The organism is Pseudomonas chlororaphis (assembly GCF_001921865.1).
GTDB lineage: Bacteria > Pseudomonadota > Gammaproteobacteria > Pseudomonadales > Pseudomonadaceae > Aquipseudomonas > Aquipseudomonas chlororaphis_D.
Map to the genome: position 1 here is coordinate 468,906 of NZ_MSCT01000010.1, position 24,501 is coordinate 493,406.

The 24,501-nt window shown below is 61.9% G+C and carries 21 protein-coding genes; 13 read left to right on the forward strand and 8 right to left on the reverse strand.

Translation table 11 applies throughout. From position 1 onward, the window contains the following. Positions 1–157: 157 nt before the first annotated feature. On the reverse strand, positions 158–1,810 hold the full coding sequence (gene arnT / locus BTN82_RS14490) for a lipid IV(A) 4-amino-4-deoxy-L-arabinosyltransferase (protein WP_081375468.1): 1,653 nt from the start codon (positions 1,808–1,810) through the stop codon (positions 158–160). Between the two features lie 308 nt (positions 1,811–2,118). Then, on the reverse strand, positions 2,119–2,712 hold the full coding sequence (locus BTN82_RS14495) for a histidine phosphatase family protein (RefSeq protein WP_261792970.1): 594 nt from the start codon (positions 2,710–2,712) through the stop codon (positions 2,119–2,121). Positions 2,713–3,139: 427 nt separating this feature from the next. Here BTN82_RS14495 and BTN82_RS14500 point away from each other — a divergent pair, with 427 nt between their 5' ends. After that, positions 3,140–4,438: a sensor histidine kinase gene (locus BTN82_RS14500; protein ID WP_075119883.1), complete on the forward strand. Its 1,299-nt coding sequence runs from the start codon at positions 3,140–3,142 to the stop codon at positions 4,436–4,438. A 174-nt stretch (positions 4,439–4,612) separates the two neighbouring features. After that, entirely contained in the window at positions 4,613–5,386 is a 774-nt protein-coding gene (locus BTN82_RS14505) for a substrate-binding periplasmic protein (RefSeq protein WP_075119802.1), read from the forward strand. An 88-nt stretch (positions 5,387–5,474) separates the two neighbouring features. Here the strand turns inward: BTN82_RS14505 and BTN82_RS14510 are convergent, their stop codons facing one another. After that, complete coding sequence (locus BTN82_RS14510; protein ID WP_261792971.1) at positions 5,475–6,473, reverse strand: V-type proton ATPase subunit E; 999 nt, start codon at positions 6,471–6,473, stop codon at positions 5,475–5,477. A gap of 337 nt (positions 6,474–6,810) precedes the next feature. On the opposite strand from BTN82_RS14510, the gene BTN82_RS14515 reads away from it, so the two are divergent. The 4 genes from BTN82_RS14515 (at position 6,811) to BTN82_RS14530 (ending at position 10,995) form a co-directional block, all read left to right on the forward strand. After that, on the forward strand, positions 6,811–7,734 hold the full coding sequence (locus BTN82_RS14515; protein WP_075119884.1) for an ABC transporter ATP-binding protein: 924 nt from the start codon (positions 6,811–6,813) through the stop codon (positions 7,732–7,734). Continuing rightward, positions 7,731–8,465: an ABC transporter permease subunit gene (locus BTN82_RS14520; protein WP_075119804.1), complete on the forward strand. Its 735-nt coding sequence runs from the start codon at positions 7,731–7,733 to the stop codon at positions 8,463–8,465. Before BTN82_RS14515 ends, BTN82_RS14520 begins: the two co-directional genes overlap by 4 nt. Before the next feature lie 10 nt (positions 8,466–8,475). After that, a complete protein-coding gene (locus BTN82_RS14525; protein ID WP_075119805.1) occupies positions 8,476–10,365 on the forward strand; it encodes a GldG family protein in 1,890 nt (629 codons plus the stop codon). Positions 10,366–10,560: 195 nt separating this feature from the next. Next, entirely contained in the window at positions 10,561–10,995 is a 435-nt protein-coding gene (locus BTN82_RS14530) for a nuclear transport factor 2 family protein (protein WP_075119806.1), read from the forward strand. Between the two features lie 55 nt (positions 10,996–11,050). Here the strand turns inward: BTN82_RS14530 and BTN82_RS14535 are convergent, their stop codons facing one another. Beyond that, the gene (locus BTN82_RS14535) at positions 11,051–11,959 is read right to left on the reverse strand and encodes a LysR substrate-binding domain-containing protein (RefSeq protein WP_075119807.1); all 909 of its coding nucleotides are present in this window, start codon (positions 11,957–11,959) and stop codon (positions 11,051–11,053) included. Positions 11,960–12,067: 108 nt separating this feature from the next. Here BTN82_RS14535 and BTN82_RS14540 point away from each other — a divergent pair, with 108 nt between their 5' ends. From BTN82_RS14540 to ppk2, 7 genes are all read left to right on the forward strand, one after another. Then, on the forward strand, positions 12,068–13,489 hold the full coding sequence (locus BTN82_RS14540) for an OprD family outer membrane porin (protein WP_075119808.1): 1,422 nt from the start codon (positions 12,068–12,070) through the stop codon (positions 13,487–13,489). A gap of 257 nt (positions 13,490–13,746) precedes the next feature. Continuing rightward, on the forward strand, positions 13,747–14,415 hold the full coding sequence (locus tag BTN82_RS14545) for a GntR family transcriptional regulator (protein ID WP_075119885.1): 669 nt from the start codon (positions 13,747–13,749) through the stop codon (positions 14,413–14,415). 80 nt (positions 14,416–14,495) lie between these two features. Further along, complete coding sequence (locus BTN82_RS14550) at positions 14,496–15,305, forward strand: ABC transporter substrate-binding protein (RefSeq protein ID WP_075119809.1); 810 nt, start codon at positions 14,496–14,498, stop codon at positions 15,303–15,305. A gap of 11 nt (positions 15,306–15,316) precedes the next feature. Beyond that, positions 15,317–16,084, forward strand: coding sequence for an amino acid ABC transporter permease (locus BTN82_RS14555; protein ID WP_075119810.1), 768 nt, complete (start codon positions 15,317–15,319; stop codon positions 16,082–16,084). 2 nt (positions 16,085–16,086) lie between these two features. Further along, positions 16,087–16,866: an amino acid ABC transporter ATP-binding protein gene (locus BTN82_RS14560; protein WP_075119811.1), complete on the forward strand. Its 780-nt coding sequence runs from the start codon at positions 16,087–16,089 to the stop codon at positions 16,864–16,866. Between the two features lie 32 nt (positions 16,867–16,898). Then, positions 16,899–18,509 carry a gamma-glutamyltransferase family protein gene (locus tag BTN82_RS14565; protein WP_075119812.1) on the forward strand — a complete coding sequence of 537 codons (1,611 nt, stop codon included), beginning with the start codon at positions 16,899–16,901 and terminating at the stop codon, positions 18,507–18,509. Positions 18,510–18,631: 122 nt separating this feature from the next. Beyond that, entirely contained in the window at positions 18,632–19,453 is an 822-nt protein-coding gene (gene ppk2 / locus BTN82_RS14570; RefSeq protein WP_075119813.1) for a polyphosphate kinase 2, read from the forward strand. Between the two features lie 82 nt (positions 19,454–19,535). On the opposite strand, the gene BTN82_RS14575 is transcribed toward ppk2, so the two are convergent. From BTN82_RS14575 to BTN82_RS14590, 4 genes are all read right to left on the reverse strand, one after another. Beyond that, on the reverse strand, positions 19,536–20,567 hold the full coding sequence (locus BTN82_RS14575; RefSeq protein ID WP_261792972.1) for an AraC family transcriptional regulator: 1,032 nt from the start codon (positions 20,565–20,567) through the stop codon (positions 19,536–19,538). Continuing rightward, positions 20,554–21,669 carry an AI-2E family transporter gene (locus BTN82_RS14580; protein WP_075119814.1) on the reverse strand — a complete coding sequence of 372 codons (1,116 nt, stop codon included), beginning with the start codon at positions 21,667–21,669 and terminating at the stop codon, positions 20,554–20,556. Before BTN82_RS14580 ends, BTN82_RS14575 begins: the two co-directional genes overlap by 14 nt. 589 nt (positions 21,670–22,258) lie before the next feature. Beyond that, the gene (locus BTN82_RS14585; protein ID WP_075119815.1) at positions 22,259–22,930 is read right to left on the reverse strand and encodes a DUF3313 domain-containing protein; all 672 of its coding nucleotides are present in this window, start codon (positions 22,928–22,930) and stop codon (positions 22,259–22,261) included. 65 nt (positions 22,931–22,995) lie between these two features. Then, positions 22,996–24,297, reverse strand: a complete 1,302-nt coding sequence (locus tag BTN82_RS14590; RefSeq protein ID WP_075119816.1) for an OmpP1/FadL family transporter — start codon at positions 24,295–24,297, stop codon at positions 22,996–22,998. Positions 24,298–24,501: the final 204 nt, after the last annotated feature.

Here is a 24,501-nt window from a genome sequence, read left to right on the forward strand (position 1 = left end):
GACCATACAACGCTACATCCCCCCAACCGGACGCCGACGCATTTGCAGGTACGGCGGCAGCTTGTTGGCGACCTCGACCAGCATCCGGCTGCCACCCCCCAGGGGCGCCCGGTCGAGAGGGCGTTGCAGCGACCGCCGGCGAAACCGGGCGGGGGAATCAGGGTTGTATCTGCGGGAAAATCAGAATGGTCAGGTTGCCGCGCTGATAGCGTTTGCCCCCCAGCGGCAGTAATTCGACTTCGTGTTCTTCCTCGGCATTGTTGACGCGCATCACCACCCCGACCGGACCCTGTTTGCGGGCGTCGTTCATCCACTGCTGGACGCTCTCGAGCGTGACCTGGCGCGGCGCCGAGTCGGCATAGGCGATGCCGTATTTCAGTTCGCCGACGGTGTTGTACAGGTCCACCTGCGGCCGCTTGAGGCGCCAGGCCAGCGCGGAAGCGGCGCCCAGGTCGTTGCTCAGCAAGCGGGTGGCCTGGCTCAGTTCCTGCTGATGCTCGGCGATGAACTGATCGGGCATCTTGCTGGCGACGACATGGGCCGGCATCGCCGCCGGCAACAGGGCCACCAGCAAGCCGATACCCAGTGCGGGCGCCGCCCAGAGCGCCTTCGGCCGCAGCGCTTGCAGGGCGTTGGCGATGATCCAGCCCATCAGCACCAGGTAGCCCAGGGACAGGCTGAACATCTCCAGCTGCCCATACACCGGCCGGGTGAATTGCAGGTAGATCAGCGTCGCCAGCGCGACCAGCGCGATAGCGACGTTGATCAGGCCATTGACCCGGATCACACCGACGCGGGCCTGGTTCAAACGCTCGATCAGGGTGTGGCCCATCAGCAGGGCCAGGGGCAACAGGCACGGCATGATGTAGGTCGGCAGCTTGCCGCGACACAAGCTGAAAAATGCCAGCGGCAGTACCAGCCAGAGCAGCAGGAAACCGATGCCGGCGTCGTTTTTCTGCTTCCAGGCCTGGGTCAGGGCGGAGGGCAGCAAGGCCGCCCACGGCAGGCTGGAGACCAGCAACAGCGGCAGGTAGAACCACCAGGGGCGGGTGTGCTGGGCGTCTTCGGCGGCGAACCGGCGGATGTGTTCGTGCCAGAAAAAGAAGCGCCAGAAGTCCGGCTCCTGGCCATGGATCATCAGGACCCAGGGCAGGCTGACGACCGCGGCCACCAGCACTGCCAGCGGACCGTAACGCAACAGTTCGCCCAGGCGCCGCTGCCAGATCATGTAGGGCAGGGCGATCAACGCTGGCAGCAACCAGGCGAGAAAGCCCTTGGTCATGAAACCGAGGCCGCAGGCCACGCCCAGCACGGCCCAGGCCAGCAGACGCTGCCGCAGGGTGGTGCCAACGATGGCGAACCACAACGCCACCAGGCTGAGGTTGACCCACAGGGTGAATTGCGGATCGAGGTTGGCGTAGCCCGCCTGCCCGGCAATTAGCCCGAAGCTCATGTACAGCAGGGCGGCGGCCAGGGACTTGCGCGGATCGTTCCACAGCTGTCGGGCGATCAGGTACGCCAGGACCACACTCAAGCCGGTGCTGAGCGCGGAAGCGATGCGCACCCCGAACAGGTTGTCGCCGAAAATCGCCTGGCCGATGGCGATCATCCAGTAACCGGCAATGGGTTTCTCGAAATAACGGATCCCCATGAAATGTGGCGACACCCAGTTGCCGTTGAGCAGCATCTCCTGGCTGATCTGCGCGTAGCGGGTTTCATCGGGAATCCACAGGCCGTGGAGGGTGAGGGGCAGCAGGTAGAACAGCACGAATGCCAGCAGCATCAACGGCAGGGCCAAACGTCGGATCATGGACGAAGACTCCGGCAAGCGGATGCGCAACTGGTGGGCGGGAGGCCGTCGATCGACTGGCCGGATAAACACAGGACATTGATGCGTAGCATCCCTCGACTCCTGACAGCAGGGTTGATGTATGGTTTTTTACTAAGTGCGCCCGGAAAGATGCCTGAGCTTAGTTGGCGCCGGGCTGATGCCTATTCAAGCTTGAAACGTGTTTTAGTCCAGTGGGGTACTGAGAAAAATAAGTAACTTGTTAATTCTCGAAAGGCGTTAGTCGAACTAGTGAAACTTTGCAAACTTCAAATCATGTAAGCCAATACTTACAGTTTCTTGTTCAGTAGCGACTGCCAGTTTTCCTCGTTGACCACACCCAGCACCTTCACTTGCTTCGCTTGCCCCACGGCCACGAACAGGGCGCTGCCGTATTCGCTGGCCTGCGCATGCTTGAAGCCGGTTTGGCGTTCAAAATCGCTGATGCAACCGCTGTGGGTCACCAGCACCAGATTGCGGTGCAAGCGTTTATGGGCAACGACGTCGTCCCGCAGGGGCTGGCCGCAACTGGCCAGCCATGCCTGGGCCTCGGTCGGTTGTTCGAACATAAAGGCCGAGGTCTGCGCGGTACGGGTGATCGGGCTGCTCAGCACATCGGTGTCGCTCATGCCCAGGGCCCTGAACGCCGCGCCCAGGTGCACGGCCGCTTCGCTGCCGAGGCGGGTGATGCCGTCGGCCGGCCCCAGGCACGGATGGGGCGAGCGGTCACAGCGCTCGACATGGCGCACCAGCACCACCACGTTGCCGGCCTGCCATTGCTCGAGAACCCCCGAGGTCCGCAGGTCGTTCGCGGAACTCAGGTTCAGCGGCGACCTGGGCCACAAGGCGAAGCCGGTGACCAGCGCCAGCAGCAGCCCCGCCATGACCAACCGCTTTATTCCAAGGTGCAATGCCACAGGGTCACCCATTGATTAAAAAATGCAGCCGACAAGATTCGTCGCACCCAGGACGGCGCGATGCACAAGAACAACTCAAGGAAAACGATGAAGCGTCAAGGTTGCCGAGAATCTAGGGCGGGGCAGGTGAAATCGATGTGAAAATTTCAACAAGTATTTCTTTAGGGAATCATTATTATTTGCCCGCGTTAGTTGCTGTTTGACTAAAGGGGTGGGTGTTCTGGTTAGATGGCCTACAAGGACTACAGACTTTTCGGATTTCGCTGTGTTTTCTTATCGAGTCGTGTGTCTCGAAACATGAGCTGGTCTATCTTTTCTCGCAGTCTTGGCGTGGCGCCAGGTACCCGGAAACGCAGATGCCGAATGGCAATCCTGCACCGAACAGTGGGTGGACATGGATCACAAGCACAGCCTGAGTACGCGGATCGTGATGGTCTTTGCCTTGATGACGGCGTTTGTCGCAGGCTTTTTCGCCGTAGGAATAGTCGCCACGGTACATGTGGTGGAGCGCAAGCTGACCACCATCAGCCTCGGCGGCAACCTGCACCGTTTGCTGCTGATGGAGTCCCCCGAACAGTGGACGCACCGGCCGGACAAGAGCGAGTTGTTCTTCGTCGAGGACGGTCCCGCCGACTTGAACCTCGCCCCGGCGCTCGACGCCTTGCCGGAAGGCTTCAGCGAGGTGGCGTTCGAGGGGCAACCGTATTACGCCATGACCCAGGTAGTCGATGGCCGCCGCTATGTCTTGCTGCGCGACCAGGTCAGCCTGAAACAACGCGAGCGGGTGTTGTTCCTGGTGGTGACGCTGGGCTTTGCCTTGAGCATCCTGTTGGCGATTTTTCTTGGCTGGTTGCTGGCCCGGCGGGTCATGGCGCCGGTGGTACGCCTGGCCAGCCAGGTGCGCCATCGCGATCAGTTGCTGGCGCTGGCACCGCCGCTGGCGCCGGACTATACGAGCGACGAGGTCGGTGAACTGGCAACCTCGTTCGACCAGACCCTGGGCCGGTTACGCGCGGCGCTGGGCCGCGAAAAACTCTTCACCAGCGACGTCAGCCACGAACTGCGCACGCCGCTGATGGTGTTGGCCAGTTCCTGTGAACTGCTGCTCGATAACCGCTCGCTCGACGTCCGTTCGCAGGCGCAGGTCGGACGCATCGCCCGGGCAAGCGCGGAAATGCGCCAGTTGGTCGACACTTTTCTGATGCTTGCCCGGACCGAAAACCGTACGTCGCACCTGGGGCCCACCACCTGTCTCGAAGACGTGGCGGATGCCCTGACGGAGGTCTGGGGCCGGTTGATCAAGGACAAGGGGCTGGAGTTTTTCTACTGCGTCGAACAGCGCTCGACGGCCCGTTACAACCTGACCTTTGTGCAAGCGGTCATGGGCAATCTGCTGCGCAACGCCTGGCACTACACCGACCATGGGTTCATCCGCCTGAGCCTGTACGAACAGGGTTTCGTGGTCGAAGACAGCGGCATCGGGATTCCCGAAGAGAAGCGCAATGCGATGTTCCAGCCCTTTGTCCGCGGCGACGAACAACGAGGCGAAGGGCTGGGGTTGGGCCTGTCCCTGGTGCAACGCATATGCAGCCACCAGCATTGGCGGGTAACGCTCGACAGTCGCGAGCCGAACGGCTGTCGCTTCAGCGTCGATCTGCGCAGCCTCGCCGACACGGATCGAGCGTCCGGTTGATTGGCCGTGAACGGCGAGCCTGGCATCCTGGCCGGCCTATACTTTACCCGGCCTACTTTGACGGCGGGCACTGCCTGCAATCGTCGTCGGCAGCCAGGGGGAGGGGTAATCAGCGTTTGCTGAACGCCCGCGGCACGGTCCTCGGCCACGATAAAAAACCAGGAGGTGTGCTGCGTGATTAATAAAACGCCAGCCCAAGGCAGATGGTTTCGCCGTCTGTTATTTCTGTCGCTGCTGATCCCGGCGGTTCCTGCGCTTGGTGCGCAAGTGACCCTCGAGTTGCTGGTCCCGGAGGCACCGCCGCTGACCATCGCCAGCGAGGGCGAGCGCCACGGCATCGTCGGCGACACAGCCTTGCGGGCCATCAAGCAGGCCGGGTACGAGAGCGACTTGCGGGTGCTGCCTTGGGCGCGTGCGCAGAAATACGTCAGCGAACAGGACAACATCCTTATCGCGCCGCTCAGCCGCACACCGGAACGGGAAGACCGTTTTACCTGGATCGCTCCGATCATGCGCATGGACCGGGCATTTTTCAGCCTCGAACATAAGGTGGCGAGCTTCGAAGAAGCCCGGCAGCGCTTCAAGGTCATCGCGGTCGGGCTTGGCAGTGCCCAGGAAGAGATCCTGCGCAGCAAAGGCTTTGCCCCGGAACAGATCTACTCCGTCAAAATCGGCGAGAACCCCGCGCAATTGCTGCTCAAGGGTAGGGTGGACGCCTGGTTCAACGGGGTGCAGGAAAGCACCTATATCTGGGAGCGGGTGTCCAGCCGGCCGCTGCTGATGAGTTCGCCCATGGTCAGCCACGACCTTTACCTGGCCTGCTCCAAGGTGTGCAACGCCGATGTCGTGGCGGATCTCGCAAGGTCCATCGCGGCCCTGCGGGCCGACGGATATATCGAAAAAGTGAAAAATCGTTATATGCGTACAAAGTCGACAGAAAACAAATAAATCGTTTTTTGTTGACCAATGCTCCTGAAACTCTCCAGCTTATCGTTAACAGGAGCATTCGTTAGTTATGGCTGGCAGGTGGCGAAGTTTACTCGGAGAGTACGCTTTCACCGAGAGGGATGATGTCGTTGAGACTTTTCAGGATATTGTTGAAGTTATCCCTGGCGTGACTGAGTTTCTCGAAGTGTTCGGCCATTTCCGTGGTCTTTCTTTGCAGGACTTCCTCGCGGGCTTTTAGTTCGGCCTGACGTGCTTCTTGCCGGGCCTGCATCAAACTGTCGGACTTTTGCGCCTGATGCAGTTGTTCCTGAAGTTTCAGCAGTTGTTCTTCTTTTTGTTCTATCTGTTGCTCTTTCTCCTGCAGTTGACGCTCCTTGGAGCCCAGGGTTTCCAACTGCGCCTGGCTTTGTTGTTTCTGCTGCGTAAGCTTCTGGGCGATGCCGGAGAACTCCAGCAGGCTGGCCTCGATGTCCTGCAGGAACTGCACCGGGTCGGTTCCCGGGAACGGCCAGTCTTCGTGTTGCGGCTCGACGGGGGGCGTCTTCACGGGGGCGGCGGGGACGGCGCCCAGATCGGAGTAGCGAACTTCCTCGGGAGGCGTCTGCGGTTGCTGTTGTGACGTCGGGGCTTCGGCCTCGCTGCCTTGGGCCATGGCGGCGCTGAGCGTGTCGTCATCGATGACCACCAGCATGGGCGAGTACTCGACCGCCGGGCCATATTGCGCCGAGGACTGGAAGTTCAGCAGCTTGGCCACCCACTCCTTCTTGACGCTCAACATGCGATGGTCCGCGGCCGCTGCGGGTGCCAGGGGTTTCTTGTTCAGGTCTACCAGGTGGTAGGCCACGTCGCTGTCGCGGTGTTCGCCCGTGGCGGCTTCGCGCAGAATCTGGCTGAACACCTTGATCGCCAGGTGGCTGTCGGCGTCGGAGTCCAGGGCGCCGATCCGGTAGTTGCCGCCCTCGTTGAACAGCAAGGCGAGATAGACCCGCAAGTTCTGGTCGTCGATGCTTTCGTTCAGGCTGTAGGCAAGAAAATTTCGGCCCGACTCAGGAATGGAGAAGCTGCAGAGCAAGGCGGCAGTCAGCATTTCCTGTTCTTTGTTTTGAATGTAGATAGTGCGTAAGAGCATATATCACCCAGTAGGCTCATTTGAAAAAAAACATGCGCCGTAGAATACTCGCAAACTATGATCGAAGGCTTTAAGAGCATTGCTTTGCCGAAATAAGATAAATCTTATATTGATACGGATTGATCTTGTTTTGGTGGGCGGTGTCTTAACTATAAAGACTAGCGTGTATTGTGCTGCACCCATTTCAACACAGACAGTCTGTTGGTTCTGTTCAAACTATCCAATCCCGATTTTTGCTGAGCCTGAACGGTCCCGGATTGTTCGCCTCAGACTCCTTTTGCCGAACCTGGACGCCATGATCGAAATATCCAATCTAACCAAGTCTTTTTCCGGGCAGGTCGCGGTAGACGATCTGTCCTGTCATATCGGCCCGGGAGAAGTGCTGGGGATTCTCGGGCCGAACGGTGCGGGTAAATCCACCACGATGAAAATGCTCACCGGGTTTCTTGCGCCGACCTCCGGCACCGCGAATATTCTGGGGTTCGACATCCGCACCCAGACCCGGCAGGCCCAGCGGCACATGGGCTACCTGCCGGAAGGCGCTCCCAGCTACAGCGACATGCTGGTACAGGGTTTTCTCGAGTTCGTTGCCAGCATTCGCGGCTATCGCGGCAAGCAGAAGCGCGAACGGGTGGACCGGGTGATCGACCTGCTGGAGCTGGGCAATGTCCGCCGGCAAAGCATCGAGACCCTGTCCAAGGGGTTTACCCGTCGCGTCGGTCTCGGCCAGGCGATCCTGCACGACCCTCGGGTCCTGGTGCTCGACGAGCCCACCGACGGCCTCGACCCGAACCAGAAACAGCAGGTCCGCCAACTGATCCAGGGGTTGGGCCAGGACAAGATCGTGATCATCTCGACCCACATCCTCGAAGAAGTCTCGGCCATGTGTAACCGCGCGCTGATCATCAGCAACGGCCGGTTGCTGGCCGACGCCACCCCCCATGAACTGGAACGCAGCTCACGCTATCGCCAGGCGGTGACCTTGCAGGCCGACGAACCGCTGGACCTGCTGGCCCTGGTGGTATTGCCGGGCGTGGCGGGCGTCGAGGAGAACCCGGCCGAGGGCAGCCTGACGCTGCTGGCCCGGCCCGGCGAGGTGATTTTTCCCCATGTCAACGCGCTCGTCGCCGCGCGCGGCTGGAAGATGAAGCGCCTGGAGCTGGAGCAGGGCCGCCTCGACGAGGTCTTCCAGACCCTGACCCGAGGAGAGCCGGCATGAGGCAGCTACCAGTTATTTTCAAACGCGAACTGGGCGGTTACTTCGCTACGCCGCTGGCCTTCGTGTTCATCGACATCTTCCTGGTGCTTTCGGGCGTCTTCACCTTCTACCTGGGCAGTTTCTACGAACGCAACCAGGCGGACCTGGTGCCGTTCTTCGACGTGCACCCCTGGCTCTACCTGCTGCTGCTTCCGGCCCTGGCCATGCACCTGTGGTCGGAGGAGCGCAAGTCCGGCAGCATCGAACTGCTGATGACCCTGCCAGTGAGCTGCTTCGAGGCGGTGGTCGGAAAATTTCTCGCGGCCTGGGTCGTTGCCGGTATCACCCTGCTGCTGACACTGCCCATGGTGCTGACCGTGAACTACCTGGGGAACCCGGATAACGGCGCGATCCTGGCCGGCTATCTGGGCAGTTGGCTGCTCGCCGGCGCCTACTTGGCCATCGGCTCCTGCATGTCGGCTATGGCCAAGAGCCAGGTGATCGCGCTGATCCTGTCCTTCATGGTGTGTTTCCTGTTTGTCGCCTGCGGGTTTCCCCTGGTGCTGGATGCGCTCAACCCCTGGGCGCCGCAATGGCTGCTGGACCTGTTTGCCTCGCTGAGCCTGTTGAGCCATTTCGGCGCGATCAGCAAAGGCCTGATCGATATGCGCGATCTTTTGTATTTCATCAGCGTGATCGTTGCCTGGCTGATGGCCACGATGGTGACGATCAACCTGAAGAAAGCCGAGTGAGGGCCCTCCCATGAAACGTATTCTGTATTCCGGCACCGGCCTGTTACTCATCGCCTTGCTGTTCCTGGCGTTCAATATGAGCACAGGGTTGTTGCTTACGGGCGCTCGTCTGGACCTGACCCAGAACAAGCTCTATTCCATCAGTGCCGGCACCCGGCAGATTCTCGCGGAGCTGAAGCAACCGCTCGACCTGTACTTCTATTTCTCTGACAGCGGCTCGAAAGAACTGGTGCCGTTACGCGGTTACGCCATGCGCGTCCAGGAGCTGCTCAAGGTCTACGAGCGCGAGGCGGGCGGCAAGATCCGCCTGCATGTCGTCGATCCGCTGCCGTTTTCCGATCAGGAAGACAAGGCCAGCGAATTCGGCCTGCAAGCCTTGCCGCTGGGACAGGGCGGGGCACCGGTGTACTTCGGCCTGGCCGCTACCGACGCGGAAAACCATGCCCGGGTCATCGAGTTCTTTGCTCCGGACCAGGAAGAGCTGCTCGAGTACGACATCAGCCGCTTGTTACAGACCCTGGCCAATCCGAAACGGCCGACGCTGGGGCTGCTGACCAGCCTGCCGGCGAACGGCGGGTTCGATGTCCGCACCCAGCAAAAGACCGAGCCGTGGATGCTGGTCCAGGAACTGCGCCGGGAGTTCGACCTGCAATCGCTCAAGCCCGATACCCAGGACATTCCCCAAGACGTCGACGTGTTGATGCTGGTGCACCCCAAGAAGCTGTCGCAGCCGACCTTGTACGCCATCGACCAGTTCGTGCTGCGCGGCGGCAAGCTGTTGGCGTTCGTCGACCCCTATAGCGAGCAGGATTCCGGCGCCGAGTACTTCGGCATCCAGAGCAAGGACAAGGCCTCCGACCTCGAGCCCCTGTTCAAGGCCTGGGGCATCCGTTTGCAGCCGGGCAAGGTCGTGGGGGACAGCCTGTACGCCTTGTTCGACAGCTCGGAGGAGGACGGACGACCGCAGCCGCGGCCCTTCAGCGTCGGTGTGCCGGAGGCGGCCCTGAGCGACGAAGATCCCAGCACGGCCGGGCTCGAGTTCATCGCCCTGAGCACGGCCGGCATCATCGAGCCTGTCGCGGGGGCCAGCAGCCGTTTTACCCCGCTGATGTACAGCTCCGACTCAGCCAAGGCCTTCGACGCGGACGGTTTTGACAAGCCGGCCGACCGGCAGCAGACGCAGCGCAATCAGGAGCTGCCCAGCCAGCGCTACGTGCTCGCGGCGCGGGTGCAGGGACCGGTGCAATCGGCCTTTGCCGAAGGCATCGAGGGTCGCAAGGACGGCCTCAAGCAGGCGGAGCAGGTCAATCTAGTGGTGGTGGCCGACAGTGACCTGTTGAGCGACCGGATGTGGCTCGAGATTCGCCAGGACGCCAGCGGGCGCCAGTCGCCCCAGCCCTGGTCGGACAACATGTCCTTCGTGCTCAACACCCTGGACAACCTGGCCGGTTCGGACACTCTCAACAGCCTGCGCTCGCGTGGCCCCTACAGCCGTCCTTTCGTGGTGGTGGACCAACTGCGCCGCCAGGCCGAAGCCAACTTCACGGCAAAACGCTTCGCGCTGGAGGAGCGCCTCGAGGAAACCGAAGCCAAGTTGCAAGAACTGCAGGGCGCATCGACGGATGCGCAGAAACTCAACCCGGAGCAGCAGGCGGCGGTCCGCCAGTTCATGCAGGAAAAGAACCGCATTCGCAAGGAACTGCGGGAGGTGCAATACCAGCTGAACGCCGATATCGACGACCTGGGAAGGCGCCTGAAAATCGTCAACATCGCCCTGGTGCCAGTGCTGTTGAGCCTGTGCATGTTGTTGGTCTGGAGCCTGCGTTACCTGCGCCGCAAGTCCGCCGTGGCGCGCAGGCGGGCGGCGGCGGTCGAGGCCGCCGGTAACCAGGCCGGATAGCCCGCAACGGCGCGGCCTGTCGCTGCAGCGGCGGGCCGCGCCGTTCAATGGCGGCGCTAGAGATTGCGCACGGCAATCAATCAAGTGTCATTTGCGATCATTGTTGCGCTGCGCACCTGGCGCTTATCGTTGCCGGGCAACGCGTTCCGAACCACGGCTCCCACGTCCGACAACAACAAGCGACAGGAGAACACGATGTCCGATCTGCAACTGCGTCCCCACGCTGCCGAATCGCTGCAACGCTGGCATGCGATGCTCGCCGGCGGCGACCTGAGCGGCCTGCCTGAACTGCTGGATGCCCAGGTGGTATTCCGCTCACCCATGGCCCATACGCCTTACCCGGGCGTGCCAGTGGTCTCGACCATCCTCAATACCGTGAGCAAGGTGTTCAGCGACTTCGCCTATCACCGTGAACTGGTCAGCGCCGATGGCCTGAACGTCGTACTGGAGTTCAGCGCCCGGGTCGGCGAGCGCCAGCTCAAGGGCATCGACATGATCCGCTTCGACGAAGCCGGCAAGATCGTCGAGTTCGAGGTGATGATCCGGCCCATGAGCGGCCTGCAGGCCCTCGGCGAGGAAATGGCCCGGCGCCTGGCGCCTTACCTGGCGGCGAGCAAGGCGTCCAGCTGAGCAATCTACCTCGGTCCATACCTAGGCAAGACGACAGAACCGCGATTTCGCGCGGTTATTCACCGGGTTGTTGGGCAAAGGCGTTCGCCAGGAAATCAATCAGCGTGCGCACCGCAGGGCGCAAGCCTCGCCTCGACGGAAACACCGCGGTGATCACGCCCTCGGCGGGTTGCCAGGCGTCCAGCAGTCGCTGCAGCTGGCCGCTCGCCAGTTCGTCGCGGACCACCGCCAAAGGCAGGTTGGCAATGCCGGCGCCTTCGAGCACCGCACTCTTGAGCACAGCCATGTCGTCGCTGAGCAAGCGCGGTGCATGGACAATCTGTGCGGCGCCGCCGCTGCTGTCGTGCAACTGCCACCAATGACGGGGCTGGCCGGCGCTTACCCAGCCGATGCTGGGCAGGTCGGCGAGGTCCGCGGGGGACTTCAGCGGGCCATGGCGCTGGACAAAGCCCGGGCTCGCCACCAGCACCTGCGGGCTTTTGCTCAGGACCTTCATCACCAGCTCACTGTCCGTCAGCGGCGGGAAGCACAGGCTCAGGGCGATGTCGAAACCTTCGCTGATGACATCGACCCGACGGTTGTAGCTCTTCACATAAAGCTCGACGGCGGGGCACTGGGCCATGAATTGGCCGATCAGCGGCGCCACCCAGTAGTTCAGCAGCGGGGTGCTGCAACTCAGCCTGACCACGCCCCGGGGTTCGGACCTGTTCTGTTCGATCAGCTCTTCGGCCGACTCCGCTTCGGCCATCATCGCCACGCAATGCCGGTAATAGGCCTGGCCGATTTCGGTGACTTGGAATTGCCGGGTGGAACGCTGGATCAGGCGCACCCCCAGGCGGGTTTCCAGCTGGTTGACCCGGCGGCTCAGGGTCGACTTGGGCATGTTCAGCGCTCGGCCAGCTGCCGCGAAGCCGCTGTTTTCAACCACTTTGGCGTAGAGAAAGAGTTCGTTGAGATCGATCATCGACAGTCGCGTTGTTCCAGTATTGAGACGATGAAGTCTAATTCAACGACTACCGCCCCCCAATACTGGCCACTAACGTAGTGCCCCTGAGCCAAAGGGAGCCGACTCATGACTGTGCCTTCTATACGCGTGCAACGGTGGGCATTGGGTCTTGGCCTGTCGCTGGTGGCGGTGGTTGCCCGGGCCGACAACTCGCTGGGCCAGCGCGACAACCTCAGCACCGGCCTCAATGAACGGCAAAGGGCCGAACTCGCGGTGCCACCCGGTTTTGTCGAGGGGGCGTCGCTCAATGGCCTGCTGCGCAACTATTACCTGGCTCGGGATAACCATGACACCCCGGCACGGCAGGACCCGCGCGAGTGGGTGCAGGGCTTGTACCTGTCGTTTCGCTCGGGCTACACCGACACACCGATTGGCGTGGGGCTGGATGTGCATGGGTTCTACGGGCTCAAGCTTGACGGCGGAGGCGGTAGCGGCGGGGCGGGGCTATTGCCGCTGGATTCGCAACGGGCCCCGCAGGCGGATTTCTCCTCTGCCGGCGCGGCCCTGAAGCTGCGCGGGTTCGACAGCCTGCTCCAGGCCGGCGACCAGTACCTGGAAAACCCGCTGGTGGCGGGCGGGGTCAGCCGCCTGTTCCCGCAGACCTTTCGCGGGCTGACGCTGAAGCACTACGGCCTGGAACACCTGACCCTGGACGTCGGCATGGTCGACTCGACCCGGCTGCGCAACCAGAGTGGCCAGAGCCGCCTGACCACCAGCTATGGCAGCGGCGACAAGGCCGGGGTCGCGGCCGACCGCGAGGCCCCGCGCATGGTTTGGGCCGGCGGTATCTACAGCGCCGCAGACGGGCCCACGCTGACGCTGTACGGCGGACAACTGAGCGATATCTGGCGCCAGTACTACATTGGCGTGAGCCAGGGTTTCGCGTTGAGCCCAAGCGTCACGCTGACGCCGTACCTGCACTACTTCAAGACTCGCGACCAGGGCCGCGGCCAACTGGGGCGCATCGACAACGACACCTACAGCGGCGGGCTGACCCTGGGGATGGCGGGGCAGAGCCTGACCCTCGGGGTGCAGAAGGTCGATGGCGACACCCCCTTCGACTACATCGCCCAGGACGACCGCTCCTTTCTCTACCTCAGTAACTCGCAGCAATACGCCGACTTCAACGCGCCGGGAGAGCGCTCCTGGAAACTCCAGTACCAGACCAGCCTGGCCTTTATCGAGGCCCCCGACCTGCAGTTCAGCGCCGCCTATACCCGGGGCGAAGCCGACCTGACCCGGGTCGACCCCGGCAACCCGGGCTACGGTTACATCTACAACGCGGCCGGCAAGCAGGCCCATCACTGGGAGCGCGATCTGGCGCTGCGCTATGCGGTGCCCGACGGCCGGGCCAAAGGCCTGAACGTCACCCTGCGCTGGGCCGCGCACCGTACGGGGCAGGGCTACACCGCCCCGGGCAATACCCGCGGCAATGCCAACGCTGACGAATACCGGGTGATCGTCGACTACCCGTTCAGCGTTTTCTAGCCGAGCGAGAACGCGCCGGAAACACGCCGCATCGGCCATGCCCGGTGTTACTGGCGGCACATTTTTCGTGCCCGAAAGCCTCGTCCTGGGGCGTTTTCACTCGCTGCTCCGGCCGACAGCCGTGTTCGCCAACCCGCCTTGATCAGGCAAAAACCTAGCGAATCAACCACCTGTAGAACGGGCAGGGGCTTTGGCACGCAATGTGCTTTTTTTGGCTATATGGATAATTGGATACAAAAATACAAAAGGTCATGCCGATGAAATTCGCCCCTGTCTATACCGAGCGCCAGCCTGCCACCGCCGAGGAGGAGGCCTACAACTTTCTCCTGGAGGCGATCTGCAAAGGGCGCTTTCGCACCGGAGAACGGTTGATCGCCGAGGACATCGCCAGCGAAATCGGCATGAGCCGGATGCCGGTGCGCGAAGCCTTCCGCCGTCTGGACGCCGACGGCCTGGTCACGTTGCGGCCCAACCGCGGGGCCATCGTCCGTGGCTTGAACATCGAGGAAATGCGCGAAGTCTTCGAGATGCGCAGCGCCCTCGAAGGCCTGGCGATCCGCGTGGCCGTGAGCAAGATCGGCGAACGGCATTTCAGCCGCCTGGAGCGCCTGCTCGACGAGATGGACGACTACCGCGACGACGGCGCCGAGTGGGTCGGCCGTCACCGCGCGTTCCATGAATACCTGTGCAGCCTGAGCGAACGCCCGCGGCTGATGCGGCAGATCTCGGCGCTGTACAGCGTGATCGAGCCGCATATGCGCCTGTGGCTGCAACACGCCGACAAACCTCGCAGCGCCCGCGACGAGCACGCGTCGATCATTGCCGCGCTGCGCTCCGGCGATCCGGACCTGGCCGAGCAGGTGGTGTGCGAGCACATCGAAGGCACCATCCCGCGGCTGATCCAGTTCCTGGAGGCCCATCAGTAAACACCAGCTTTTCGCCGCGCGACTCACGGTTGTCGTGAGCGCCCGTTTGCCTTGCCAACCGACATGACTGGAGTAATGCCATGCACAAGCCTTGCGCGTCAGCTGCCGTTTTAGCCTTGAGTCTATGTTGTGCCCAATGGGCGCTGGCCGTCCCGGAGTTACCGGAGCGCTTGAGCAAGAGCGAGAAGATCGTCTACTGCTCCGGCATGGATTCGCCGCCGCTGGTGTCTTTCGACACGCAGCAGAAACCGGTCGGGCTGCAAGTGGACATGGGCCAGGCGATCGCCCAGCGCCTGGGCGACAAGCAAGTCGAGTGGCGCATCTCGCCGTTCGCCGGGCTGATCCCGGCGTTGCTGGCGCAACAGTGCGACCTGATCGTCGACCAGCTGTTCGACAAGCCCGAGCGCCGCGAAGTGATCGATATCGTCAACTTCATGTACTCCAGCCAGTCGATCGTGGTGCCCAAGGGCAACCCGAAAGCGGTGAACTCGCTGGCCGACCTGTCCGGGCTCAAGGTGGCGGTGAGCAACGGCTCGACCATCCGTATCCTGCTCGGCGCCGAGAACGACAAGCTGGCGGCGGCCGGCAAACCGCCGATGAAACTGGTGGTGTACAACGTCGACGCCGACGCCTTCCAGGCGCTGCGCATCAACCAGGTGGACGCCTTCGGCACCACCGTCGAGTCCGCCGGGCACTATCAGCAACTGGCCCCGGATCTGTTCCAGTCGGCGGTCCCAGCGTTCAACCGGATCCTCACCGGCTTCGGCGTACGCAAACAAGACCCGCAACTGAGCGCGGCCCTGACCCAGGTCCTGCAAGACATGCGCGCGGACGGCAGCTACGCCGCGCTGCTGGATAAATGGCATGTCGCCGGCGACAAACTGGACTGAGGGCGCACGCCATGAACTTCAATTGGGACGTGTTCTGGCAGTATCTGTTGCTGCCCAGCGATGTCTACCTGACGGGGCTCGGGCTGACCTGCCTGATCAGCGTGTCGGCCATGCTCCTGGGCTGTGTGCTGGGGTTGCTGGCGGCGCTGATGAAGCTGTCGTGCAACCCGCTATTGCAGTACCCGGTACGTTTTTATGTGTGGCTGATGCGCGGCACGCCGCTGCTGGTGCAGATCGTCTTCCTGTACACGGCCCTGGCCGCCGGGGGGATTTTCCGCTTCGAGGACCTGGACCTCGGCTGGTTCGTGGTGCCGGGCAATATCCAGGCAGCGATCATCGCCCTGGGGCTCAACGAAGGCGCGTACATGGCCGAGATCATCCGCGCCGGGATCGGCGCGGTGGACAAGGGCCAGTACGAGGCCGGGCGTTCCCTGGGCATGACCTTCGCCAAGCTGATGCGGCGCATCGTGCTGCCCCAGGCGTTCCGGGTGATCGTCCCGCCGCTGGGCAACGAGTTCAACGTGATGCTCAAGAACACCACGCTGGTCAGCGTGATCGGTGTGCAGGAGTTGCTGCTCAGTACGCAGATGGTGACCTCGGCGACCTTCCGGGTCTTCGAGCTGTACCTGGTGGTGGCCCTCTACTTCCTGGCGCTGACCACGCTCTGGGGTTTCTTCCAGCGCTGGCTGGAAAACCGTTTCGGCCAGTCCGAGCGGCCGGCGCCGGCGAGCAGCCGCCTGTTCGGGCGCAACACCATGAAACTGCTGAGGGGGCGTTGAGCATGGCGCACATGAGTGAAGAACCGATCATCGAAGCCCTGGGCATCCACAAGTCCTTCGGCGACCTGCAGATTCTCAAGGGCATTTCCCTGCAAGTGCGGCGCGGCGAAGTGGTGGTGCTGATCGGCGCGTCCGGCTCCGGCAAGACCACCTTTATCCGTTGCATCAATCTGCTGGAAGACATCCAGGGCGGACAGATCCGCGTCGCCGGCCGGCCCATGGGCTACCGCACGCGGGCCGACGGCAGCCTGGTACGCGATTCGGAACGCAACATCGCCCGCCAGCGCCGCGACATCGGCATGGTGTTCCAGCGCTTCAACCTGTTCCCGCACATGACCGCCCTGGAAAACATCGTCGAAGCGCCGATTCACGTCCTCGGCGTATCGCGCGCGGCCGCCGAGGAGCAGGCGCGTGCGCTGCTCAAACGCGTGGGGCTGGCGGACAAGGCCGATCACTATCCGTCGATGCTCTCCGGCGGCCAGCAACAGCGGGTGGCCATCGCCCGGGCGCTGGCGATGAAACCCCAGGCGATGCTGTTCGACGAGCCCACCAGCGCCCTCGACCCGGAGACTGTCGGTGAAGTGCTGGACGTCATGAAGGAGCTGGCGGAGGAGGGCATGACCATGGTCGTGGTCACCCACGAAATGGGCTTTGCCCGCGAAGTGGCCGACCGCGTGGTGGTGCTCGACCAAGGCGAACTGATCGAGCAGGGCCCGCCCGAACAGATCTTCAGCCAGCCACGCCACGCCCGCACCCGGGCCTTTCTCAGCCGGGTGCTGTAAGCCCCGGATCAGCCACTTGTGTGAGTCCTGCCATGTTCGAATTTTCTGCCCACGAATACCCCTACGCCTCGCAACGCCAAAGCGTGTTCGCCAAGCGCGGCATGGTCGCCGCGTCCCAGCCATTGGCCGCCGAAGCCGGCATCGAGATCATGCGCCGCAGCGGCAACGCCATCGACGCCGCGATTGCCACGGCGGCGGCCTTGACCGTGGTCGAGCCCACCGGCTGCGGCATCGGCGGCGATGCCTTCGCGCTGGTCTGGACCCAGGACAAACTGCACGGCCTGAACGCCAACGGCGCGGCCCCACGGGCCTTGAGCATCGAGGCGGTGCACGCCGCCGGCCATGACACAATGCCCTTGCACGGCTGGACTCCGGTGACCGTGCCGGGCTGCCCGTCGGCCTGGGCCGAGCTGTCCAGGCGGTTCGGTCGCTTGCCGTTCGCCGAGTTGCTGCAACCGGCCATCACCCTGGCGCGCGACGGGTTCCCGGTGTCACCAGTGGTCGCCCTGCAATGGCAATCGGCGCTGGAAGATTTCACCCCGAGCCGCGACGCGGTACTCGACAGCTGGTTCGACACCTTCCTGATCGACGGTCGCGCGCCCCGGGCCGGCGAGCTGTTCCGCAACCCGGCCCAGGCCCGAACCCTGGAAGAACTGGCGGCCAGCACTTGCGAGAGCTTCTATCGCGGCGCCTTGGCGCAGCGCCTGGACGCGTATTCGCGGGCCACGGGCGGCTATCTGCGCGCCAGCGACCTGGAGGATTTCCGCGCCCAGTGGGTCGAGCCGATCAAGATCAATTACCGCGGCCATGACGTCTGGGAGATCCCGCCCAGCGGCCAGGGCCTGGTGGCCTTGATGACCCTGAAGATCCTCGAAGGCTTCGACTTCGATCACCGCGACAGCCAGCAGACCTGGCACCGCCAGCTCGAGGCGATGAAGCTCGCCTACGCCGACGGCCTGCACTACATCACCGACCCCGCGCACATGCGCGTCGCGGTGGAAGACCTGCTCAGCGACGCCTATGCGGCCCGGCGCCGCTCGCAGATCGGCCCGCGAGCACTGGCCCCGCAGCCGGGCGATCCACACGCCAGCGGCACGGTCTACCTGGCCACCGCCGATGCCGAGGGCAACATGGTGTCGTTCATCCAGAGCAACTACCACGGCTTCGGCTCGGGCGTGGTGCTGCCCGACAGCGGCATCGCCTTGCAGAACCGCGGCGAGGAATTCAGCCTCGACCCCACGCATGCCAACTGCCTGGCGCCCGGCAAGAAGACCTTCCACACCATCATCCCGGGCTTTCTCAGCAAGGACGGCGTGGCGCTGGGGCCGTTCGGCGTGATGGGCGGCTACATGCAGCCCCAGGGGCATGTGCAGATGGTCATGAACCTGGTGGACTTCGGCCTCAACCCGCAAGCGGCCCTGGACGCGCCGCGCTGGCAGTGGCTGGGGGGCCTGCAAGTCGGCATCGAACAGACGGCCTCGCGGGACATGGTCGCGGCCTTGGCGCGCCGTGGGCATCAGGTGCAAGTGGCCTGCGACCTGACCAGCTACGGGCGTGGCCAGATCATCCTGCGCGACCCTGAAAGCGGGGTGTTGTGCGGCGGCACCGAACCGCGCACCGACGCGCACATCGCGGTGTTTTGATCCTCGGGCAGAGGAGGGCGAGGGGGCCTGTCCTCGCCCTGGCCCAGCCTGATCCAGGGCAAGGTCCGGGCCGGGATCATGAACTAGACTCACGCGGTCGCTGACCGCAGGAGATTCCGCACATGGCAAAAAACAAGAAGGGCGTGGCCAAGGGCGCTTCCGCCGCCCCCGCGCCACTGTCAAAGAAAGATTACGAGGACCAACTGCGCCGGCTGCATGTCGAGCTGGTCAAGCTACAGGAGTGGGTGGCCCAGGAAGGCATCAAGATCTGTATCGTCTTCGAGGGCCGCGACGGCGCCGGCAAGGGCGGGACCATCAAGGCCCTCACCGAACGCCTGAGCCCGCGGATATTCCGCGTCGTGGCGTTGCCCGCGCCGACCGACCGCGAGAAGACCCAGATGTACCTGCAACGCTACCTGCCGCACCTGCCCGCGGCGGGCGAAGTGGTGATCTTCGACCGCAGTTGGTACAACCGCGCCGGCGTCGAGCGGGTGATGGGGTTCTGCAGCGAAGAACAGGCGGTCAGCTTTCTCCAGGCGGTCCCGCTGGTGGAGCGGGCGATCGTCGATTCGGGCGTGATCCTGCTCAAGTACTGGCTGGAAGTCAGCCCGGAAGAACAGACCCGCCGGCTCGAGGCACGGATCAAGGACGGTCGTAAAATCTGGAAGCTGAGCGGCATGGACATCAAGTCGTACAGCCGCTGGTACGACTACTCGCGTGCCCGCGACGACATGTTCAAGGCCACCGACACCGAACACGGCCCTTGGCTCGTGGCCGACTCCAACGACAAGCGCCGGGCCCGCCTGAACATCATTTCCGACCTGCTCAGCCGCATTCCCTACAAGGAAGTGCCGCGGGAGAAAGTGGTCTTGCCCAAACGCCAGAAGCCAGGCGGTTATCGCGAGTCGGATCATCCGTTGCGCCGGGTTGCGCAAAAGTTCTGAGGGGCAGCGGCAGGGCAATCGGCGCAGCCACGGTAAACGCCCGCTGCGCTGCCTTGCCCAATCCCGTTGGCTTGCTGGAAAGCTATCGATTAGTTATGGGCTGGAGACGATGTTCCAGCGGCGTGCACCCGAACCAGCGCAAGTGCGCCCGGCAAAACGAGGTGGTGCGCCGGTAGCCGAGTTCCTGGCCTATCTGTGCCACGCTGAGTGCCGTCTGTGTCAGCAATTGCCTGGCTTGTTGGCGCCGCGTCCGATCCACCAGTTGTTCGAATTCGATGCCGTCTTCAGCCAAGTGCCTTTGCAGTGTCCTGGGATGCAGGCCCAGGGTGGCGGCGACCTGATCCAGGCTGCAGCGTTGCCGGGGCAGGAGCATCTGGATCTTCTGCGCCACCTGGTCATGCAGACTGCGATCAGCCGAGCAATTGGCCTCGAGGTAGAAACGCATGATGTCATGCAGCACGGGATCGAACTGCATGCAGGGCCGTTGCAGGTCCTCGGCATTGAGTACCAGGACATTATGTTCCTGCAAGAACAGCACTGGGCAGTTGAAATAGTTTTGATAGATGACTTTGCTGGCTTGGGGAGGGTGTCGAAACAGTACGGCCTTGGGTTGGAAGGGGCCGCTCAGGAGTTCGCCGATCAGCAGGCTGGCTTGCAATACCGACTTCTCGACGATCTGCGGTGTGGCCATATTGCAGGCAAGCGCGTTCTTGAAACACAGCAGCACCTGGCCGTGCCGGCGCTCCAGGCTGAAGTGAATCGACTGGCTATAGACATACATATAACGAATGACCGCGACCAGGGCATCGCCCACCGTGGGAGCCGATTGCGCCAGATAGTGCAGGGGGCCCAGCAACATGGTTCTCTGGCGCGAAGCCAGCTCCATGCCGAACTCCGGCATATGCAAGGCATGGGCGCTGCCTTCGAAGATCTGGACCAGGCTCTTGTAGGAACAGGTTCGTTCATAGTTGCCGACGACGCCCAGGTCGATGCGATGGGGCGTCAGGTATTCGCGCATCGACGCGCCGCGGACAGCGAGCAATTCACCGTACTGCAAGAAGGCTGTGCCGCGAATGCTGTCCATGGAGTTGCCCTGGGAATCAATCGTCGACACGGTCTACCTCCAGTCCTGCCGCGTCTTGTGCTTCCGGCGCCTGGGCAACCCACGTCTCGAAGAGTTCGTAGCCGATGGCCAAGACGACGGGGCCGATGAACAAACCGATAAAGCCAAAGCTGATCATGCCGCCCAAGGCCCCGATCAGGATCACCGGCATCGGCACCGCAACCCCACGTCCCAGCATCAAGGGTTTGAGCACGTTGTCCGAAAGCCCTGCGGCGATTGTCCAGATGGAGAACAGCACGGTAGGGGTGCTGACGCCTTGCTGGCTGATCACGTAAATCACTATCGGCGCGGTAATCAGCAGCACGGGCAGTTGCATGATACCCAGCAGCAGGACCAGCAGAGCGAGCAACCCGGCACCGGGAACGCCCATGATCACCAGGCCGACCCCGACCAGCAGCATCTGGATGAACGCAATACCCACCACGCCCTGGGCGACCGCGCGGATCGTGGCGGCGCACAGCGTGGCCATCTCCTCTCCACGTTCCGGATTGAACACTCGCTTGGCGATGGCAACGCCTTTTCGGGCGCTGCTGTCGCCGTGGGCGATAAACAGGCCGGCGATGATCAGCGCCAGGACGAAGACCAGGATGCCGGTCCCGACGCCCGCCAATTTGAGCAAGAGCATGGTGCTGAAACCTTTGAGATGAGGCACCACTTGCTGCATCGCCCACGTCAGGTCCGAGGAGGCGTGACTCCAGATTTGAAAGAGCGGTTTGCCGATGATGGGCCATCCCTGCACGGTATCCGTCGGCGGCGGCAGGGTCAGGTTCCACTCGTTGGCCGATTGCAAGGCGACTTGCACCGAGGTGGCCAGCGACTCACCGAGAAAACTCAACGGCACCATCAGGCAGATCAGTATCAGCAAGACCAGCAAAAGGGCGGATTTACCCGGTGAAATGCCGATGGCATTGGCCATGCGACGATTCACTGGGTTCAGCGTGACGGCGAGGATCACGGCCCAGAGCATGACGCCAAGGAAGGGCTGAAAAATCTGATAACAGAAGAGGGTCAAGGCGGCGATCAGCCCTGCCCGTATCAATACATCCAAAAGCTCCCTGGCATTGAGGGGCGTCGTGGGTTTTCTGATAGTCATCTCTTTTGCCTTCTTGGACCGTGCGGACGCCATATTCCCGCGCTCATGCTGCTCGGGCAGCGATAGTATTAATTTATAGATACTAAACATGAACATTGCGCAAAAAATACGCTTTTGCTCAACGTGTCGTGTAATGAACAGGGTAAGTGTGCCGGCCATCATCCTGTGGGGATGCTGGCACAGTAATAGTGGTTATAACGCTCGGCGTCATAGGCTCAGTATGTTGCATTTAAGGTTTCATGATGTTTTCAACGAATATGCTGTCATATCGCTGAATAATCTGGTTTATCCAGAGCAATCATAATTCGTTCTCAAGGCGTATGTGAGAGGCCATATCAGCCATTAAGCGTCAAACGGATGCTCGACAAGAAAAACTACCGGCGATTACTTCATTCGCATCATGTACGGACCAAGGTGACGAGTGAATCGTATCCGCACAGGAGCACAACTTAAAGAGCAAGTAATGGATCCAATTAAGAAGGAACAGCCTGTTCTTGCAGTTATTGGATAGCGCCACAGTTTTTGTGGCAGTTGCAGGAACAGGCTGATCGGTGGATGAGTGTGGCTCACCCATAAAGAACACGAACCCTTACTTCGTTCTCAGCATCTCGTAGGACTTGGCCATATCCTTGGCCCAGCCATCTAGCACAGCCTTGACGTCCTTGGCCTGCATGACCTGAGCGGAGTTTTCCAAGTCTGCCCCGGCCCCTTTGCGTACAACTTCGGCGACCACTTCGTTGCTATCGGCATCCACGAAGGCGGCCTCGGTGGCAAGGCTGGTGTCCTGGTCACGAATACCGGTGGCCGTACTGACACCGGCCGCCACGAGTGCGATCGGGATGACTTCGTAAGGACGCAGCCCCTTGGTCTTCGCACTGACCGCGGTAATCGCCGGCCGCACGATCAGAACGCCTGCGCCAGGGCCTTTGGCCAACGGCAAGACCTTGGTGAATTCGCGCTGTAGCGTTTGGTCGTAGTACTGGGTGATGCCTTGCAAGGTGCTGGCCGGGATCTTCTCGGTAGGCTGCGGACGCGGATACAGCTGGCTAGGTTCGATATAGACCCGGCTGTAGCGACTGACGTCCACGCCCGGCTTGATCCAGCGCATGACTGGCGCTCCGGAGGGCGACTTGTCTTCCTTGAGCGTGCTGTAGTTTTTCAGAAACCCGGAATACTGCTCGGGATCGACATATTTGCTGGCGCAACCGGTCAGCGCGAGCGTTGCCGTACACAACGTGGCCAGAAGAAAATTCGACTTCATGGTAGTGCTCCTTATGGACAGATTTACAGTAAATCGCTGGGGGAACATCGAACGCTCAATGCACGTCAAAAGCGCCATGTCGCTCCGCCGCCAATGATGTGCAGGGCGGCGTCGTGGTAGGTGCCCGATAGTGTGTCGCCCGAACGGGCCTTGGTTTGCTCGTCGTCCATATCACCTAGCCACACCAGCGTGTAGGCCATGTGCAGGTCAAGACCCTCCTCAAGTTGATAATTGATTCCGGTAGACAGGCGCCAGGTCTCGCCCATCGGGTTGTCTACCGTCCGGTCTTTGTCGTCCACCGCCGAACTGTCATAGCCCAGCCCCATGTTCCAACGCAGTTTGGGGGTCGCCTGGTACTGGGTGCCGACAGAGGCATGCCAGGTGTCTTTGTACTGCCGGTCGACGGTGCGGCTGACGCCGGCTGCATTGGTATCGACCTCGACCCCGATGCTGCCGAACTCGCTCCAGTCCTGCCAGCCGAGGCTGCCAAGCAGCGTCCATTGGCTGTCCAGGGCGTGGGCGACACTAAAGAGCAGGGTTTGGGGGACTTGCAGGTCCAGCTGGAGATCGTCGACACCCAGACGCCCCAAGGCCGTATTGAGCAGGGGATTGCTGACGTCGCGCAGTTGCGGGCTGTCCTTGAACTCAAGGTTGATCTTGCTGGTGTAAGCGAGCCCTAGCCGAGTACGTTCGTTCAGCCGGTAGAGCAGGCCAAGGTTGACGCCGGTACCCAGGTCAGTGTCCTTGTATTCCAACTGTCCATCTGGCCGGTCGAGCAGGCTGAGCACGTTATTGTTGATGGCCATCTCGGTGCGGTAGTAGGCATACATGAAGCGAGGGCCGACCCCGACAGACAAGTCATCAGTGAACTTGTAGGCCAGCGTGGGCTGGAAAGACACGCCGATGATCGCCGCTTCCTGGGCAAAGTAGCGCCCGGCCCAGTCATCGTCGTAGTCCAGCGCCAGGCCGAAGTTACCGTACATGCCGAAACCGATAGCGGTTTTTTCATCGAGTTGGTGGCTGATGAACAGGCTGGCGCCCGGCAGATACTGCAGCGCGTTGCCGCCTTCGTTACCGTCGAACTGGTTATTGCCATCCCGAGAGAAACGGATATTGCCAAATATCACCTGAGCGTTTGCGCTGATCTGCGTGCCGGATAACTCGGTAATGCCCGCCGGGTTGCTCATCAGCACACTCGGGTCGTTTGCCAGGGCTGCTGCGCCGGCATTGGACAAACCATTGCCTTCCTGGCCCGCCTCGTAAATCAAAATGCCACCGGCCCGGGCTTCACTCGCGAAAAGACCAAGGCCATAGAAAACTATCGAAAGGTAGAGTCGTCGAGAGCGTGGGCGTTTATTCGTCTTCATAACGCTTCCTTGTCGGATCCCATGGCTTGGAAGTTCTGGGGCCGATAAAAATACGGGTCTTATGTTGCAATACAGTTTTCGATGCGCCGATAACTGTTTTGACTATCAATAGTGGAAGGCACGGTAACGTAAACCGGCTTAGATGGCGCTCTAGGCACGGCACGGGAAACAGTCAATATGCTCTTTACACGACAAGGAGGTAAT